This window comes from Kitasatospora atroaurantiaca (assembly GCF_007828955.1).
Lineage (GTDB): Bacteria > Actinomycetota > Actinomycetes > Streptomycetales > Streptomycetaceae > Kitasatospora > Kitasatospora atroaurantiaca.
The window spans coordinates 7,816,377-7,832,281 of the sequence record NZ_VIVR01000001.1 but is presented as its reverse complement, the minus strand read 5'-3'; the positions used below and the strand labels follow the sequence as shown (position 1 = coordinate 7,832,281).

Genomic DNA, 15,905 nt, shown 5'->3' with positions numbered 1-15,905 from the left:
GTCTGCTCGGCTCCCTCCGTTACCTCATGGGTACCGAAGCCGGGGTATCGCTACCCGTTGCCCGGTTGAGCGACCACGCTGCTTCGTGCACCAGTCGGCGCCTGGGCCAGGCGTGGCAGCTGCCCCGGAAGCGTGAAGCCTGCGCGATCGCCTCCGTGGGCGTCCGGAGACCGCACTCTGACCGACGCGGCCCTCGAGATCGTCCGATGCGCTCTCCGGTCGGAGCAGCGGATCGGGCCGAGGGCCGCGTCGGTGTCCGGCGGACGCCCAGGTGGGTGACCGTGTATGGGGCTCCTTGGTCACCGCCGGGGTCCGATGGACAGGATCAGAGCATGTTCGTGTAGATGTTCCAGCCGCTGCCGAACTTCACCCGGGCGGCGAAGGTCGCGGTGCCGGCGTTGCCCGTCGAGGTGTACAGGTACATGTCGCCGTTCTTGGCGCGGGCGAGCACATCGCCCTTGCTGTCCCCGTCGATGTCACCCGGCACGACGAGCATGTCGTAGACGTCCCAGCCGGTGGCGATCTGTTCCCGGGCGGCGAACGGCGCGGTGGACGTCCCCGTGCCCTTGAAGAGGAACAGCCGGCCGGAGGTGTCCCGGGCGAGCAGGTCGGGCCGTCCGTCGCCGGAGTAGTCGCCCGCGCCGACCAGCGCGTTGTAGGCGTTCCAGCCGCTGCTGACCTTGATGGGTGTGCCGAGCTTGGTGTCCACCGCCCCGTCGCCGGGGTGCAGCCACAGAACTCCCGCTGAGTCGCGGCTGAGCAGGTCGCCCTTGCCGTCGCCGGTGAGGTCGCCGGGGCCGACCATCGCGTTGTAGTTCCACGTCGAGCTGACCTTCTTGCCGCGGATGTACAGGTCGCTGCCGATGTTCTCCACATAGCTGGCGTGGTTGTGGCTGTTGAGCGCGGTGGCGTACGTGTTGCGGGACCCCGGCTTCTCCTTGCCGACTCCGGTCGGCGGCGTCAGGTAGGTGCCGTTGGCGAGGGCGTAGTACTTGGCCAGGGTGCCGTCGGTCTGGGTCATGAGGTTCTGGGCCTTGCCGTAGAGCTGCGTGGTGCCGGCACCGACGATGAACTTGTTGTTTTCGTAGCCGCTGCCGAAGTACGCCGGCGCGGCGAAGCGCCCGCCGCCGATCGACTTGAACCAGTACTCCACGCCGTCGCGGTCGCGGGCGAGCAGGTCGCTCAGACCGTCGCCGTCGCCGTCGTCCGAGCCACTGATCACGTTGTACGCGTTCCAGCCGGTGCCGACCTTGACGCGGGCCTTGAGCGGGGCCGTGGCGCTGCCGGCCCCCTTGTGGAACCACAGCTCGCCGGTCAGGGTGCGGGTGAGAACATCGCCGAGGCCGTCGCCGTCGACGTCACTGGCACCGACGATCTGGTCGTAGATCCCCCAGCCGGTGCCGACCTTGACCCGCGCGTTGAAGGGCTTGGTGACGGTGCCCGTCCCCGTGTAGAGCCACAGGTCACCGGCGAAGTCGCGGGCCAGCAGGTCGGGGTGGCGGTCTCCGGTGACGTCCCCGGTGGCGATGAGGCGGTTGTACTTCTGCCAGCCGCCGCCCGACCACAGGGGCGCCGACGTGGCGTTCAAGCCGGCCTCGTAGAGCGTCAGGACGCCGTCGAAGGAGAGGGAGAGCAGTTCCGGCTTGGTCGTGCCGCCGACATCGCCCACCGGCAGCAGGTCCTTGAACGAGGCGTCGGGGTCGGTCTTGGCGATCGTGTAGTCGCTCCAGGCCTGGATCGACGACAGGTAGACGGCCGTGGCCTGGTCGTACTGCATGACGATCATGTCACTGCGGCCGTCGCCGTCGACGTCGTGCCGCGGCTTGGCGGCGGCAGTCACCTGCTCGGACGGCCCGGACAGAGCGGGCATGACGACGGTCGGGTACTCGCCGACGCCGCGCGGCGCGGCGTCGGGGTCCGACACCGGTGCGGAGTCGGTCACGGACTGCGCGACGACGGAGTCGGGCGCGCGGTGCTGCGGGGCGGCCGTGCTCGGGGTGGTAGCGAGAGCGCCGACAGCCAGGGCAAGGACGCCCCCGGCGGCCAGGGCCCTCAGGTTTCCGCGGTACGGTGCGGTCAAGATCCCCCCTCAGGATCGAACGTGTGGACCCACCCGGGCGCCTCGTGCCCACGACCGGGTCACGCGTCGGCGCGTGAACGGTCCCCACTTCCTTCCCGCAGCGTACGGATCGATCCTGTGGATTCCTTGTGAAGCTGCTCCCCCTCCGCCTCTCCGACGATGCGCTGTGATCGCCGCCACCCGTGCCGGCGGCGCGGCGCGGTCGCACAGGTGGGCTTTGGCAACGTGTCAGCCGCTTCTCATGGTTCGAACCTCCGTGGGCGACTGTGCGGCTACGCTGCGGGAATGCCGTACGAGCTCAACGCCGTCATTGAGTGCTGTGCATCGTGAAGGTGCAGGTCCCGGGCCTGGTGTGATTCCGTGGCGGGATGCTCGTGCTGGTCGCGGGCGGCAGTCTGCCGGGTAGATCGTCTGGCAGGGAGGTCTTCGCGGGTTCTGGTCCGTTCCCGCCCGCGCGGCTCGTACGCTCCCGGGCATGGTGGACCCCGAGGTGCTGGAACGGATCGCCGCGCGCCGCGCGGAACTGGATGGACTTGAAGAACAGCTAGGTGTGGTGCTCGGGACCTTGGTCACGCGAAGTCCTCGAAGGTGAGCTGCTGCGAGATGTCCGCGAGTGGTTCGGGCGGCTGGTCGAAGACGATCCGGTAGTCGCTCCCGGCGGTCCGGCTGATGGGCGATCGGCCGCCGAGCGCGGCGTGCGGCCGCTCGTGGTTGTAGTAGTTCACGAACTCCGCGAGTGCGACGCGGCGTTCATGCTCGGTTGTAAAGTCGCGGACGTACGCCCACTCGCGGGAGAGCGTCCCGTTATACCTCTCCACCTTCCCGTTCGTGCGCGGCGTGTACGGCCTGGTCCGCTTGTGCTTCGTACCGGTCGCGGCGAGCGCGTCAGCCCAGGTCGTAGACCGGTAGCACGCGCCGTTGTCGGTGAGGCAGCGGCGGATCGGTGTGATGCCGTGGGCGGCGAAGAAGGCAACGGCCCGGTGCCAGAAGGCGACCGCGGTGACGGCCTTCTCATCGTTCAGGGCCTCGGTGTAGGCGAGCCGGGCGTGGTCGTCGAGCGCCGAATGCAGGTACGTGTATCCGACCTTGCCCGGTGCCGGGACCGGTGCGTTTGGAGGCGCGGGCGGACTCGGTGCCGACGCCGTGCATCCGCCAGCCGCCGCCGGTCGGGATGCGTCCGAGCTTCTTGACGTCGACGTGGACCAGGTCGCCGACCCGGCCGTGCTCGTAGCGGATGACCTCGCGCAGCTGCTCGCCGGTCGGTGGATCCAGGTCCCGGAGCCGGTTGAGTCCTCGCCTCACCAGGATGCGGTGCACGGTCGCCGGCGCGAGTGTGACGCCGTGCAGCCGCTGTAGGTCGGCGGCGAGCCGGGCTGGCCCGTGCTTGGTCTGCCGCCGCAGCGCCTCCACCAGGTCAGCGATGTCCTCGGGGGGTGCGGGCGGGACTGGTGGCGGGGCGGGAGGAGTGGTCGAGCAGGCCGTTCTCGCCGTGCGCGCGCCAGCGGGCGTACCACTTGGCCAGGCAGCGGCGGGAGATCCCGGCTCCCGCAGCGACGTGCGCGATCGGACGTCCGGCGTCGACCGGTAGACACAGGCGCAGATGTCCTTCGGGGGTCAGCGGTGCGTTCCGGTGTCCCCTGCTGGTGGCGGCTCCTGGATTCGGCGGCCGCGTTCGCCGGGAGCCCTGGGATCTCAGAGGACGTTAAGTCCCTTATCTCTCGGTTCGTGATCGCTCGTTCGTGGTACTGATCGTCGTACCGGCCGGACATTCGGCATGTGCATGCTGGGATCAGAGGTATGGAGCGAGAGCCGTATCCCAGCGACTTATCGGATGAGCAGTGGGTGTTGATCGAGCCGATGATCACGGCCTGGAAACAGGACCGTGTGAGGCGGTCGGCGACCGGAGACCCCGGGGCCTGTAATCTCCGGGAGGTCGTGAACGCGATCTTCTACCAGAACCGGACGGGCTGTCAGTGGCGTTACCTGCCCCACGATCTGCCGGTCTGGTCGGCGGTGTTCTACTACTTCACGCTGTGGCGCCAGGACGGGCTTGACCAGCGAATCCAGGAACTTCTGCGCTGCCAGGTGAGGGAGAAGGCCCGCCGATTAGAGGACCCGTCCCTCGTGGTCATCGACACCCAGTCCGTGCGCGCGGCCGCGGGTGTCCCCAAGACCACGACGGGACTGGACGCGAACAAGAGGACACCGGGGCGCAAGCGGGGACTGGCCGTCGACGTGCTGGGGCTGATCATCGGCGTCGTGGTCCTGGCCGCGTCGGCGCACGACAACGCCGCCGGCACGGCCCTGCTCGACCAGGCGGCCGAGCGGTGCGGCAACCGCCTGGAGAAAGCCCTGGTGGACCAGGGCTTCAAGGACGAGGTGATCATCCACGGCGCACTGCTGGACGTCACCGTCGAGGTCGTCCGCCGCAACCCGGCCGACCAGGGCAGGGGCTTCGTCCCGCAGCCCAAGCGGTGGGTGGTTGAGCAGGTCAACGGCACGCTGATGCTGCACCGGCGCCTGGCCCGCGAGTACGACCACAGGCCCGACAACTCCGCCTCGCGCGTCTACTGGGCTTCCACCGCGAACATGGCCCGCCGCCTCACCACACCCGCACCGGCCTGGCGCGACACCCTCCAGGCGGCCGCATGAACGTCACCGAATTCCTGGCGGACCTCCAGGCCCGGCACGACGAGGCCACTGCCCGCGCCGACGAACTACGCGACCAGATCGAGCACCTCACCGCCGCCCTCACCGATACCGAAGCACGCCTCGCGGACCTGGCCACCACCCGGAAGGTCATCACCGAACTCGCGCCGACCGGGATCGCACCGGATCCGGCCGGCTCGAGCGCCGCCTACCAGGCCATCGTGAACGCCTTCAACCAGCACCCCGACCAGACATTCCGAGTCCGCGAACTACACGAACTCATCGGCATGCCCACCGACGACCCAGCCCTGAACGTCACCCGCAGTCGCCTGGGACGCCTCACCCGCCAAGGCTTCCTCACCCAGCCCGGACGAGGCCGCTACCAGAAACGGACTTAACGTCCTCTCAGGGCTCCCGGTGAGCGGCTGTGCGTGGCGTCAGCGTGCGAACTTTTCGGTGGCCGCCGGGGTGACGGGGGTGAAGAAGTTGACGAGGTTGCCGTCGGGGTCGCGGAACAGTAGCGACCGGTTGCCCCAGGGCATCGTGGTGGGCTCGGTGACGAAGTCGGTGACGAAGCCGGTCAGGTTCTGGTGAACGCGGTCCACGTCGTCGACGAGGAACTCGGTGATCACGCTGTGGTTGTCCGCCGGGCGGGCAGAGCCCGGGGCGAACAGCGGGACGGTGCGGGTGCCGGCGATCGCGAGGGTGGCGCCCGCGGTCCTGAGTTCGGCGAAGTCCTCGGTGGCCCACGTCGCCCGCGCCCCTGAGGCTCGCTCGTAGAACTCGACGAGGCGCGCCACGTCGCTGGTGATGATGCGGATCGAGACGAAGTCCATGGGAATCTCCTTGGCTGTGCTGGAGGCGTGCACGTCGCAGGCTAGGAGAAATAGTGGACAGAATCAGTCCTGTATTCGCGTTAGGCTGCGGACATGCCTCGACCCACCGGCCGCGTCCTCACACTCCTGGAGCTGCTGCAGTCGGGCGGCACCCGGACGGTGGCCGAACTCGCCGACCGGCTCGGCGTCGAAGGGCGCACCGTGCGCCGGTATGTGGACCAGCTGATCGACCTCGACGTGCCCGTGGAATCGGTGCGCGGCCGCTACGGCGGGTACCGGCTCGCCCCCGGGTACCGCTTGCCACCGCTCATGCTCAGCGACGACGAGGCGCTGGCCGTACTGCTCGGCCTGATCGCCGGCCGCCGAGCAGGGCTGACGACGACGCAGCACACGGCAAACGAGACGGCATCGGCGAAGATCCGGCGGGTGCTGCCCAAGCACATCGCCCGCCGGCTCGACACACTCCTGGAATCCCTCGCCTTCACGGAACAGTCCAGCGAGTTCGACACCCCGGACGCCGAGGTCCTGCTCACCATCGCCGATGCGGTGCGCCACCACCGACCGGTCTCGATCCGCTACACCGACCGCGACGGACGGCGCAGCGAACGCACACTGCACGCGTACGGGATCGTCGCCCATTCGGGCCGGTGGTACGTCACGGGCAAGGACGCCCAGATCGACCAGGACCGAACCTTCCGGCTCGATCGCATCGCAGACGCACGGACCCTGCCCGGCTCATTCGAAACGCCCATGGGTCCCGGTCCGGCACAGCGCGTATTGTCAGGATTCGCCACGGCCGAGTACCGGCATAAGGTGACCTTGCGGATCCACGGGACAGTTGAGCAGATCCGCGCCCACCTTCCCAACAGCGTCGCGAACCTGGAGGAGCACGAGTCCGCAGCCGGCGAGGACCGCGCGACCGAGCGCTGGCTGCGCGTCCAGCTACGGGCGGAGCGACTCGACTGGTTGCCTCCAGTACTCGCCTCACTCAACCGGCCGTTCGTCATCGAGCGCCCCGATGAACTCCGCGACCTCGTCATCGAGCTCGCCGATCGCCTCACGTCCTACGCCGCCGAGCCTGACAGCGAGGAACCAATGTCATGAGATGGCACAGCTAGTCAAGTAGCTGGACCAGGTGCGGGCCGAGCGGGACGAACTCTCGGTCACCGAGCGGGTCCTGGCGAGGATGAGCGAGCAGATCGCCGAGGAGCGGGCTGCCGACGCGCCGACGTCGGCGCAGGTCGGCGGGCGTACGGTGCTGCTGGTCCCGCACCGGAGCGACGGCGTGAACGAGGCCGCGCTTCCCGGTGACTACCGCCGGATCCTGTCGATCGTGCGGGCTGCCGGCGGTCCGGTGCAGGTGAGGGCGGTGGGCGAGGAGCTGGGCCTGGAGGTGGAGGTGCGCGGGAAGCTCGAGCCGCTGCGGGCGAAGCTGGTCAAGCTCGCGGACCGCGGCTGGCTGCACAAGGGCGGCGACGGGACGTTCACCGCACGCCTGTAGCCGCGCCGGATGCAGGCACCCGTGAGGCGTAACCAGCGGGCCCTCGACGGCAGTTGAGTTTGGTGTGAAGAAAAACAACGGTCTCGCCGAGGGCCCTGACGGTCTTGTCTACACCGCCCGCCTGCCGCTGTCGAGTGCCACCTTGAACTGGCTCACGGACCAACGACCGACTCCCGACGGGAACACCCGAGTTCGAACACCACCTTGACCAAGCCCCCACAACGCAGAGATCCCGTCCGATCAGAACGATCGGACGGGATCTCATGACCACTTACGAGTCTGACTCGTGAGTGGTCGGGGCCGGGCCCTGGACACGGCGGGACTCGTGGCCGGTGGCGCCGGTGACGGGGTGGCCCGGCCGTGGTGAGGTCTGCGGGCGTTGTCGTGGTGGGTGCAAGCGGCGTGGATCGAGGTCGCCGTCGAGGCGAGCGGGTCAATCGAGATCGGCCAGCACGCAACGGCAGGTGACGGCGACCAGGTCGTCGACGAGGGCCGGCGGCGCATCACCGGCGAGGAGATGGCGGCGGCCGGCCGCGTAGGGCACGTCCAACACCGCGAAGGTCACCCGCTGGACGTGCTCCGGATCCACACTTCCGTACCGGCGCGACGCGTAGTCGCGCAGTGCGTCGAAGACGGCCGCGTTGACCGTGGCGACCTCGTCGCCGAGTTCGGCTGGCCAGCGGGCTGCCAGGTCCTCACGGCGGTAGAGCAGCAGCGCGCGTGCCTCGTCGAGATGCCCACGCGCCCATGTGTTCACGTGCAACGCCGCGCCCAGGGCCGCCTCGTCCAGATCATCGCTCGCGAGTGCCTGCAGAAACCCCGACTGGAACCGTCGAACCGTCCGCAGCCACAGCTTCGCCAGGAGCAGGTCACGGGAGTCGAACCGGTGGTAGACCGAGCCCACCGGCGCCCCGAGGGCCTCGGCGACAGCTGCGACCGTCGCCGCGTCGGGCCCTCCGGCGGAGACCAACCGCAGTGCGGCGTCCAGGAACTGATCCTCGGTGAACTTCGACGGGCGACCCATGCCACCAATTATAGGCGACATGTTCTAGAATCCAGATTCTAGAACTCTTCCTCGCATACAGGGGGCGCAGAGACACCATGCCCAATCCGCCGGCACCGACGAAGCCCGATCGAGACGACCTCCGCACCCGAGCCCTCGCAGCGGCCGGCGCACTGAGCCTGGCCGTCGGCGTACTGCACCTCGCACTGCCGCTCTACGGCGGCGCCGGATTCCGGTACTTCGGCGCTGGCGAATACCTCGCCCGCCTGGCGGACCATCAGTCGCCGATCCCGACCGTGACTGTGGTCGGCATAGCCGCGCTGCTCGCCGTCGCGGCGGCATACGCGTGGTCGGCGGCCGGGCTGCTCCGCCCGTTGCCCAGACTCGCGCCGGCACTGACGGTGATCACCGCGATCTATCTGCTCCGCGGGCTCGCCCTCCTCCCCGAGATCCCGACCAGAGCACTCTCCCCCACGTCTCTTCCGCTGCGAGAGCTCGCCTTCTCCGGCTTCGCACTGACAACCGGACTGCTCCATCTCGCAGGACTTCGCGCCGCCCCGTCGCTGCTGCCCGTACGGATACGCCGACGGCTCACCCCTGGAGAGCCACTCGTCTGCGCGGACCGAGTGCCACGGCCGACAGACGCCGGCCAGATCCCACCACTTCTGGAGACCCTCATGCCCGACACCAGCACTGCGACCTCCCGCCGATGGCCGCTATGGACGGCGGCCACCATCGCCGCGGCGATCACCGCACTCCACCTGTTCGGCGGCACCCCGGAGTTCGTCGGCCCCTTGGTCCACGCGAACCTCGACGCCCCGGTCAAACAACTCTTCCGCGTGCTCTGGCACCTATGCACCCTGCTACTGGCCTCGCTCCCCGTGGCTCTGGCCTGGGCCGCACGTGCCGACCGCCGAACCGCGCGGCCGGTTCTGGCTTATGTCTGGTTCATCGCCGCCGCGTTCACCGGCGTGTTCTTCGCCATCGACCTGGACGCCTTCGGCGCGGCGGTCTTCACCCTGCCGCAATGGACCTTGTTCATCCCGCTCCTCATACTGATCCCGCTGGCCACCTGAGTGTCCGTGAACAAGCTGGTCCACAGCTTTCGGCGGGGTGGGCCGGTTCAGCGATAACTGCATGCAGAAGCAGGGCCTCTTGGTAGTCCAGGGGTGACGAAACCATCCGGACGCACAAGAGGCCCTGCCATGCCGTTGTACCCCCTGTCTGCGCCTGCCGTCATGCCGTCGACGGAATCGTCCTGTACCTGCGTGGCCTGCCGCTGGGGGCACGGAAGGCGCCACCCGGTCCGGCCCCACAGCTACGGAGGCCCTGTCCACCGAGGCTCTTGCCGAACTGCGCGAGAGCCCGGCGATGGGCGGGCAGTGGGGCAAGGACCTGCACGGCGTCCACCGGGCGGTCGCGGCGCTCGGCCATGCGGACCCGCCGCGGTTGGGCCCTGAGGCCGGGCCGGCGGCGTTGGAGGGAGTGCCGAGCGAATGGGCGGGGTGGGTCGAGCGGTGGTACGCGACATCGACGCTGACGCCGAAGATCCGCAGGAGCTACCGCAGCGTGCTCGCGAAGATCGGCCGGTGGCTGGCCGCCGAGCACCCCGAGGTCACCGAGCCAGGCCAGTGGACCCGCCAGACCTGCGCGTCCTGGGTTGCGGCGGTGGACCGGATGTCCGTCGGCGACTTCTCCCAGTGGACCCACGGCATGCACTCGCAAGGACGCCTGGGCAAACCGCTCACCGCGCAGTCGAAGTCCGGCTACCTCAAGGTGCCCCGCGCGTTCTTCCGCGACCTGCACGAATGGGAGTGGACCCCGCGGCGCTTCGACCCCGCTCACGCCTTGCGGACACCGCGAAGCGTCCGCGCGTTGATGGGTCCGGACCCGCGGGTGATCGCCGACGACATCTGGGCGAAGCTGCTGTGGGCCGGTCTGAACGTCGAACCAGGTGACCTGCCGACCTCGGACAGTCGCACCTACCCGGTCGAGCTGATCCGGGGCATCACCTTGACCTGGCTCTTCGCAGGCCAGCGCAGTGATGAGATTGCCCGGCTGCGGGTGGGCTGCATCCGCTGGCAGCACGACGGCCTGCCCATCCCCGGTGACTCGGGCGAGGTCCTGGCCTGCGACGCGGTCTGCCTGTTGGACGTCCCGACCCACAAGACAGGCACCGTGTTCACCAAGCCCGTTGACCCGCTCCTGGGCAAGGCCATCGAGGCATGGCAGGCCGTCAGACCCGCCCAACCGCAGATGCTCGACCACAAGACCGGCGAGTTGGCCGACTTCCTGTTCGCCCACCGCGCCCGCCGGGTCGCCAAGCACTACATCAACACGGCGATCATCCCGATGCTCTGCCGCAAGGCCGGCGTCCCCACGGCCGACGTCCGCGGCAACATCACCAGCCACCGGGCCCGATCCACCATCGCCAGCCAGCTCTACAACGCCAAGGAGCCCATGACGCTCTTCGAACTGCAGGAATGGCTTGGCCACCGCACTCCGGAAGCGACCGCCCAACTACGCGAAGATCACTCCGAACACCTTGGCCAGGGCCTACAACGGCGCCGGATACTTCGCCCGGAACGTCCGCACCATCGAGGTCCTCGTCGACCGCGACGCCGTCGCCTCCGGCGCCGCCGCCAGCGGCGAACCCTGGCAGTACTACGACCTGGGCCACGGCTGGTGCACCTACACCTTCTTCGAACAGTGCCAGCACCGGATGGCCTGCGCGCGCTGCGACTTCTGCACCCCGAAGAACTCCAGCAGGGGCCAACTGCTGGAGGCGAAGGAGAACCTCCAGAAGATGCTGGCCAACATCCCCCTCACCGATCTTGAAGCCCTGGCCGGGCCGGAAGCGCGGCACCGTGGACTTCCTCACCCGCACACGTTCGCCGGTCTGCGGGTTGCGCGCGTAACGGGCCGAGCGCTGCACCTTCTCCAGCGTGCCGAACCCCGTGACCGACACCCGCTCCCCGGCCACGACCGCGCGCACCATCACATCGAGCACCGCATCCACGGCGTCCTCCGCGGCGCCGCGGCTGCCGAGCTGCCCGGCGACCGCTTCGACGAGCTGTCCCTTGTTCATGACGACGACTCCCTGACCAATCTAAGTCCGGTTTGTGGCAATTTGTCTTCACCGTAGGAGGCGGTCCCACATCTCGCTTGCCGGTGCGGTCTGTTCGGGGCAACCCGTCAGGGTTACCGGCATGCCCGCCCAACCCGCATATCAGGCGGTAGACCGGGCAGTTGACAGCGACGGTGATGTTGTGACCTGCAGACCGACCGAGGTGGCAGAGTGAGAGCCGTGTGCTTCCCCAATGGCTCCTCCCGGCGGCTCCACCCGCAGACTCGGTGCCTGGTCGCCGCCAGCTGGTGAGCACTCAGGTCGAGGCCTATCTCGGCTGGCATCCAGACGCTGAGATCATTCGGTCCCAACCCGGGCTGGGACCGATGCTCAGCGCCCGGGTACTCGCAGAATTCGGCGACGACCCTCACCGTTACGCCAGCGCCAAGGCCCGCAAGAACTACGCCGGAACCAGCCCGATCGCCCGCGCCTCCGGCAGGAAGAAGGTCGTGACCGCGCGGTTCGTCCGCAACGACCGTCTCATCGACGCCCTGATCGCCCAGGCCTTCTCAGCACTGCGGGTCTCCTCCGGCACTACTACACCAACAAGTGGTGGACCCAGGGCGAGGACCCCTCGACCACCGGTCAGTGGGCTGTGTGGAACGACCTCGGTCCGTGCTGACCCGAGGTGACAGACGGCGGTGGCGGTCGACCCGGTCGGAGGGTCGGCCGCCACCGCCGCGTTGCGCCGCCGGCGGGGAACCCCGTTGGCCGGTGTGGTCGTCCGTGAGAGCCTGGCGGCCGTGACGATATTCGGATTCGCGTTGGTGACACCGGAGCTCGTTCGGCCGTCGGAGGAGGAGCCCGATCCGGAGGTGGAGATCGGTGAGGAGTACTGGACCGTGGTACTGCACGGCTCCGGGCTGCTGGACGTGGCCGGGTTCGCCTTTCGGATCGGCGGGTTCGGCCACGCGGACTGGAAGTTCGACGTCGGGTACGACATGTCGACGTTCATGGAGGAACTGCCGGGGCTGATCGAGCTGTTGGAGCGCGGCGAGGGGCGAGCCGAGATCGACCTCTACTCGCAGGGGGTGGAGCGGACGCTGCTGTTCGAGGCGGACGGTCCGGTGGTGCGGATCGAGGCCCTGTCACGGACCGACTGGCGGCCGGATCCTGCCGTGGAGATCCTGCCGATGGCTGAACTCGACCGAATGGTCGGCGAGCTGACGCGGGCCTTTGCGCAGGGGTTGGCGGTGGTGGACCCGGAGTTCGCCGCGCAGGAGCCGTTCACGACGTGGCTGCGGTGAGGATGTGAGCGGGGAGCGCAACCCGGGGGCCGGAGTGCTGCTGTCGGCGCTGCTGGGGGTGGCGGAAGGACGCACGCGGACGGCGGAGTTGGTGGAGGGAGTGCTCGCGTACGGCTCCGAGACGCCGTGCAACCTGGCTGCGGCCGGGCGGTTGGTGGTGACGCGGGAGCGGCCGGTGATCGCGCTGCGGGAGTCTGGGTTGCCGGTGGCCGAGGTGCTGCGCAGGGCGGCGGGCTCCCCGGCGCCGGCCGGATGGGGGGACGTGCAGCCGGAGGTGGCGGCGGAGGAGTGGGCGGCGACCCTCCTGGTGGCCTCGCTGGTCCTGGCGGCGTTCGGCGCCGAGCCGGAGGGTGCCGTCCGGGCGGCGGACGGGTCGACCGCGCGGGAGCGGCTGGTCGCGGCGCTGCTGGCGGTCGGGGAGCGGCCGCGACCGCCGTCGCCGCGGGCGCTGCGGAGCGAGTTGGCGGCGCGGCTGCGGACTTTCGGCGGCCGTACCCCGGAGGTGGACCGGGCGGCCGGGATGGTCGACGTGGCGGTGGCGGTGGACCGGCGGGGGATGCAGTTCGTCGGGCTGTGCCTGGAGGAGCCCTGGCTCTGGCTGGACAGCCTGGTGAACTGGGCCGAGGGGTGCGAGGTGCCGGTGCCCGGGGTGTCCCAGCCGGAGTGGGACGCGGCCCTGCGGCTGACCACCTTGGTGTTCGGCGCGCTCGGGTCGCGGCGGATCCGACTGGGACGACGGCGGTAGCGCTGGGGCGGTCAGTGCTCGAGGTCGGCGCGCATGGCGGCAAAGAGGCGGGCGGCGTCAGCCGGGGTGGTGCGGGGGAAGAGCGCGACGGCAGCGGCGGAGGAGTCGACCCAGCCGCACAGTACGTCGGTCGCGTTGGCGGACTCCGGCAGGCTCAGGCACTCGAGGTCGCCGCCGAGCGGGCCGGCCGGGTACGGCTTGGCGGTGGTCGGGCTGCCGGTGGAGCCGTTGCCGAGGGCGTAGTCGATCAGGCCGCGCCAGAGGTGCTCGCGGCGCTTGCTCGGCTCCTCGGGGACGTTGTCGACGCCGATGAAGAGGATCCGGCGGCCGCTGGTCTGACCGGCCCGGTTGTAGTTGGCGGCCACCAGGTGCATGCCGTCGCGCATCTCGCCCGGGTCGACCGGGACGTCGGTGAGCTCGCCGTTGCCGGTGGCCTTGGTGAGCCCGCCGGCGGTGCGGGCCTCGACGAGCGTGCGCTTGCCGCCGGCGGCTGGCGCGGTGGAGGCGCTGGAGGCCTTGGGGGCCGACGTGGTGGCGGCCGCGGAGGCGGCGGCGGTGGTCGTGGCGGGGGAGGCGTCGGCGCCGGACACGTCGTCAGGGTCGCAGGCGGCGAGGGTGATCGTCGCGGCCAGGGCGACGGAGGCGAGCAGGGCGCGGGTGGTGAGCGGCTGGCGGCTGGGCACGGTCGGGCTCCCCCTGGTGTGGTGGTCGGGCGGACGGGCTGCTGGACCCGATGCCCAGACCTTACGGGCCGTCGGAAGCCGTGGGGCGGCACCTGCCGAATCCGGACGCCGTCGGGACAGCACGGTGACAGGCGGACACCGGGTGGGACCGCCCCGGCGCTGCCGCACCGTCGTGACCTGGAAGAATCGAACGCAGACGGGCACGGATGACGGGGGTGTGACAGCGGATCGGTGTGGTCCTGCCGGACGAACTGGCCTGGGCCCTGGACCTGATCGGCGTCAACTGGCCGAACGTGGACGAGGACGACTACCGCGAGATGGCCGACGCGCTGCGGTCGTTCGCGGAGGAGATGGACAGCGGCGTCGCCGACATGCACTCCGCCGTCCAGGACATGCTGGGCGGCAACGCCGGGCTGGCGGCCGAGGCCTTCGAGGCGCACTGGGGGAAGCTCTCCGGCACCCATCTGCACCAGCTCGCCGAGGGCGGGCGGCTGGTGGCCACCTGCCTGGACGGGGTGGCGGTCGTCATCGAGGGGGCGAAGAACGCGGCGATCGTCCAACTCGGCATCATGGCAGCCGAGGTGATCGCCGCGCAGGCGACCGCACCCTTCACCTTCGGCCTGTCGGAGGCGGGTGCGCTGGCGGCGACCCAGACCACCCGGGTGATCGTCAGGCGTCTGCTGAAGGAGGCGGAGCAGCAGCTCATCGACCAGTTGGTCTCGATGGCCACAGGTCCGGTGATCGAGGCGCTCTCCAACATGGCAGGCAACGTGGTTCTGCAGCTCGGCGAGCAGGCGCTCGGGATGAGTGACGGGGTCGACCGGAAGCAGGTCGGCAAGGCCGGTGAGGACGGCCTGAAGGACGGGGTCGAGGGCAGCAAGGCGCAGCTGGGTCTCAGCGGGAGCGAGCAGGGGGTCATGGCATGAGCGACGGGTTCGAGCACGATCACGACGCGACGGAGAACCTGCAGGCGCCCGCCGACATTCGGCGCGTGGCACTTCTCCAGCTGCTCATTACGCTCTGCAGTTCGGTCGGATCCGGCAGCGGCCGTCTGACGGCTGCGCAGACCGTGGCGCTGATCCGCCGTTCCGCCCCGCCGCACGGACAGCCCATGGACCGAGCACACCACCGCCGGCCCTAGGCCCTCTCTTTCGGATCTTGCCGGATCGGCGCGCGGTGTTGGGCGCCCGGCAAGATCCGAAGGAGAGCGCATCAGCGACGTCCCGTCAGGAGCGGCCGAACCAGCGGCGCTTGGCCCGGGGCGGGGGCGCGGCGCCATTCGCCGGGGCCACCGACGGGTCGTCGTACTCGCGGGAGATCACCTGGACCTGGCCCGACTCGACGTCGTGGCGCACCGTGTCCAGGCCCTGGCGGTCCAGTTGGGCGATGGTGTCGGCGTGGGTGGTGGTGTTCAGGGCGAGCATCCCGACCTTCGGGTGCCTCCGGCCGAGCTTCACCTCCTCGCCGAGCAGGATCTGCATCAGGCGGTCGGCGGAGGCCGAGGGCAGGTCCTCGTCCACGGCGACGTGCAGCATCAGGTGTTCCTCGCCGCTGGCCCGCCACCGGACCTGCGCCACCCACACCGAGCGGACGGCAGGGAACTCGCGGACCCGCCGAACCAGTGCGTCGCGCAGGGCGACCGCCACAGGGTCGGTGGACCAGTCGAGCGGTGCATCAACCGCCTGAAGAACTGGCGCGGCCTGGCCACCCGCTCCGAGAAGACCGCCACCGTCTTCCGCGCCGGACTCCACATCGCGGGCATCTTCATCTGGTCCGCTCGCTGATCCGAAAGAAAGGACCTAGGTGCCGGGGGGCGAGGCGAGCGGCGTTGCCCTGGCCCGGCCGCCCTTGCAGCGGTGTCAATCCACCGAGAAGTCGGCCCAGGCCAGGCTGTTCAGAGTGACGTCCAGGCCGCGGGCACGGCGGCCCCCGTCCTGGAAGTAGGCGTCGCGCAAGCCTCGGGCGAGGATGTCCTCCTGCTCGCCCTGGGTGGCGCCGTGGTGGCGGGCCGCAGCAGCTATCGACACAAGGTCG

At 69.8% G+C, this 15,905-nt stretch carries 17 protein-coding genes and 3 pseudogenes; 12 read left to right on the top strand and 8 right to left on the bottom strand.

Annotation, left to right across the window (positions count from 1 at the left end; genetic code table 11):
* Positions 1–325: 325 nt before the first annotated feature.
* Together FB465_RS35190 and FB465_RS35185 are read right to left on the bottom strand one after the other, a co-directional pair.
* A complete protein-coding gene (locus FB465_RS35190) occupies positions 326–2,080 on the bottom strand; it encodes an FG-GAP repeat domain-containing protein (RefSeq protein ID WP_145797006.1) in 1,755 nt (584 codons plus the stop codon).
* 569 nt (positions 2,081–2,649) lie between these two features.
* Positions 2,650–3,698: pseudogene (locus FB465_RS35185) on the bottom strand (IS481 family transposase).
* Between the two features lie 179 nt (positions 3,699–3,877).
* On the opposite strand from FB465_RS35185, the gene FB465_RS35180 reads away from it, so the two are divergent.
* Both FB465_RS35180 and FB465_RS35175 read left to right on the top strand, forming a co-directional pair.
* Positions 3,878–4,732 carry an IS5 family transposase gene (locus tag FB465_RS35180; protein WP_145796943.1) on the top strand — a complete coding sequence of 285 codons (855 nt, stop codon included), beginning with the start codon at positions 3,878–3,880 and terminating at the stop codon, positions 4,730–4,732.
* Positions 4,729–5,127, top strand: a complete 399-nt coding sequence (locus tag FB465_RS35175) for a hypothetical protein (protein ID WP_170290769.1) — start codon at positions 4,729–4,731, stop codon at positions 5,125–5,127. Before FB465_RS35180 ends, FB465_RS35175 begins: the two co-directional genes overlap by 4 nt.
* A 39-nt stretch (positions 5,128–5,166) precedes the next feature.
* On the opposite strand, the gene FB465_RS35170 is transcribed toward FB465_RS35175, so the two are convergent.
* A complete protein-coding gene (locus FB465_RS35170; RefSeq protein WP_145797005.1) occupies positions 5,167–5,565 on the bottom strand; it encodes a VOC family protein in 399 nt (132 codons plus the stop codon).
* 93 nt (positions 5,566–5,658) lie between these two features.
* On the opposite strand from FB465_RS35170, the gene FB465_RS35165 reads away from it, so the two are divergent.
* Both FB465_RS35165 and FB465_RS35160 read left to right on the top strand, forming a co-directional pair.
* Entirely contained in the window at positions 5,659–6,669 is a 1,011-nt protein-coding gene (locus FB465_RS35165; RefSeq protein WP_145797004.1) for a helix-turn-helix transcriptional regulator, read from the top strand.
* Between the two features lie 31 nt (positions 6,670–6,700).
* Positions 6,701–7,066: a hypothetical protein gene (locus FB465_RS35160; protein WP_246193092.1), complete on the top strand. Its 366-nt coding sequence runs from the start codon at positions 6,701–6,703 to the stop codon at positions 7,064–7,066.
* A gap of 433 nt (positions 7,067–7,499) precedes the next feature.
* Here FB465_RS35160 and FB465_RS35150 read toward each other — a convergent pair whose 3' ends face one another.
* The gene (locus tag FB465_RS35150; RefSeq protein ID WP_170290773.1) at positions 7,500–8,090 is read right to left on the bottom strand and encodes a TetR/AcrR family transcriptional regulator; all 591 of its coding nucleotides are present in this window, start codon (positions 8,088–8,090) and stop codon (positions 7,500–7,502) included.
* 77 nt (positions 8,091–8,167) lie between these two features.
* Between FB465_RS35150 and FB465_RS35145 the strand changes: the two genes are divergently transcribed.
* Both FB465_RS35145 and FB465_RS37340 read left to right on the top strand, forming a co-directional pair.
* A complete protein-coding gene (locus FB465_RS35145; RefSeq protein WP_145797002.1) occupies positions 8,168–9,145 on the top strand; it encodes a hypothetical protein in 978 nt (325 codons plus the stop codon).
* A gap of 295 nt (positions 9,146–9,440) precedes the next feature.
* The gene (locus FB465_RS37340) at positions 9,441–10,907 is read left to right on the top strand and encodes a tyrosine-type recombinase/integrase (protein WP_342791875.1); all 1,467 of its coding nucleotides are present in this window, start codon (positions 9,441–9,443) and stop codon (positions 10,905–10,907) included.
* On the opposite strand, the pseudogene FB465_RS35135 reads toward FB465_RS37340, so the two are convergent.
* Positions 10,903–11,157: pseudogene (locus FB465_RS35135) on the bottom strand (HU family DNA-binding protein); the annotation flags it as partial. The gene FB465_RS37340 and the pseudogene FB465_RS35135 overlap by 5 nt on opposite strands.
* A 317-nt stretch (positions 11,158–11,474) precedes the next feature.
* On the opposite strand from FB465_RS35135, the pseudogene FB465_RS37335 reads away from it, so the two are divergent.
* The 3 genes and pseudogenes from FB465_RS37335 to FB465_RS35120 form a co-directional block, all read left to right on the top strand.
* Positions 11,475–11,729: pseudogene (locus FB465_RS37335) on the top strand (transposase); the annotation flags it as partial.
* Positions 11,730–11,939: 210 nt separating this feature from the next.
* The gene (locus tag FB465_RS35125; protein WP_145797001.1) at positions 11,940–12,443 is read left to right on the top strand and encodes a hypothetical protein; all 504 of its coding nucleotides are present in this window, start codon (positions 11,940–11,942) and stop codon (positions 12,441–12,443) included.
* Between the two features lie 4 nt (positions 12,444–12,447).
* On the top strand, positions 12,448–13,188 hold the full coding sequence (locus FB465_RS35120) for a hypothetical protein (RefSeq protein ID WP_145797000.1): 741 nt from the start codon (positions 12,448–12,450) through the stop codon (positions 13,186–13,188).
* An 11-nt stretch (positions 13,189–13,199) separates the two neighbouring features.
* On the opposite strand, the gene FB465_RS35115 is transcribed toward FB465_RS35120, so the two are convergent.
* Positions 13,200–13,871 carry a hypothetical protein gene (locus FB465_RS35115; RefSeq protein ID WP_145796999.1) on the bottom strand — a complete coding sequence of 224 codons (672 nt, stop codon included), beginning with the start codon at positions 13,869–13,871 and terminating at the stop codon, positions 13,200–13,202.
* A 233-nt stretch (positions 13,872–14,104) separates the two neighbouring features.
* On the opposite strand from FB465_RS35115, the gene FB465_RS35110 reads away from it, so the two are divergent.
* Together FB465_RS35110 and FB465_RS35105 are read left to right on the top strand one after the other, a co-directional pair.
* On the top strand, positions 14,105–14,797 hold the full coding sequence (locus tag FB465_RS35110) for a WXG100-like domain-containing protein (protein ID WP_246193090.1): 693 nt from the start codon (positions 14,105–14,107) through the stop codon (positions 14,795–14,797).
* Positions 14,794–15,012 (top strand): hypothetical protein, encoded by a 219-nt coding sequence (locus FB465_RS35105; RefSeq protein WP_145796997.1) that lies wholly within the window; start codon positions 14,794–14,796, stop codon positions 15,010–15,012. Before FB465_RS35110 ends, FB465_RS35105 begins: the two co-directional genes overlap by 4 nt.
* An 85-nt stretch (positions 15,013–15,097) precedes the next feature.
* Here the strand turns inward: FB465_RS35105 and FB465_RS35100 are convergent, their stop codons facing one another.
* On the bottom strand, positions 15,098–15,406 hold the full coding sequence (locus tag FB465_RS35100; protein WP_145796996.1) for a hypothetical protein: 309 nt from the start codon (positions 15,404–15,406) through the stop codon (positions 15,098–15,100).
* Positions 15,407–15,409: 3 nt separating this feature from the next.
* Here FB465_RS35100 and FB465_RS38060 point away from each other — a divergent pair, with 3 nt between their 5' ends.
* Positions 15,410–15,655 carry a hypothetical protein gene (locus FB465_RS38060; protein ID WP_145796995.1) on the top strand — a complete coding sequence of 82 codons (246 nt, stop codon included), beginning with the start codon at positions 15,410–15,412 and terminating at the stop codon, positions 15,653–15,655.
* A 75-nt stretch (positions 15,656–15,730) separates the two neighbouring features.
* Here FB465_RS38060 and FB465_RS35090 read toward each other — a convergent pair whose 3' ends face one another.
* Positions 15,731–15,898, bottom strand: a complete 168-nt coding sequence (locus FB465_RS35090) for a terminal protein Tpg-like protein (protein ID WP_145796994.1) — start codon at positions 15,896–15,898, stop codon at positions 15,731–15,733.
* Positions 15,899–15,905 lie beyond the last annotated feature (7 nt).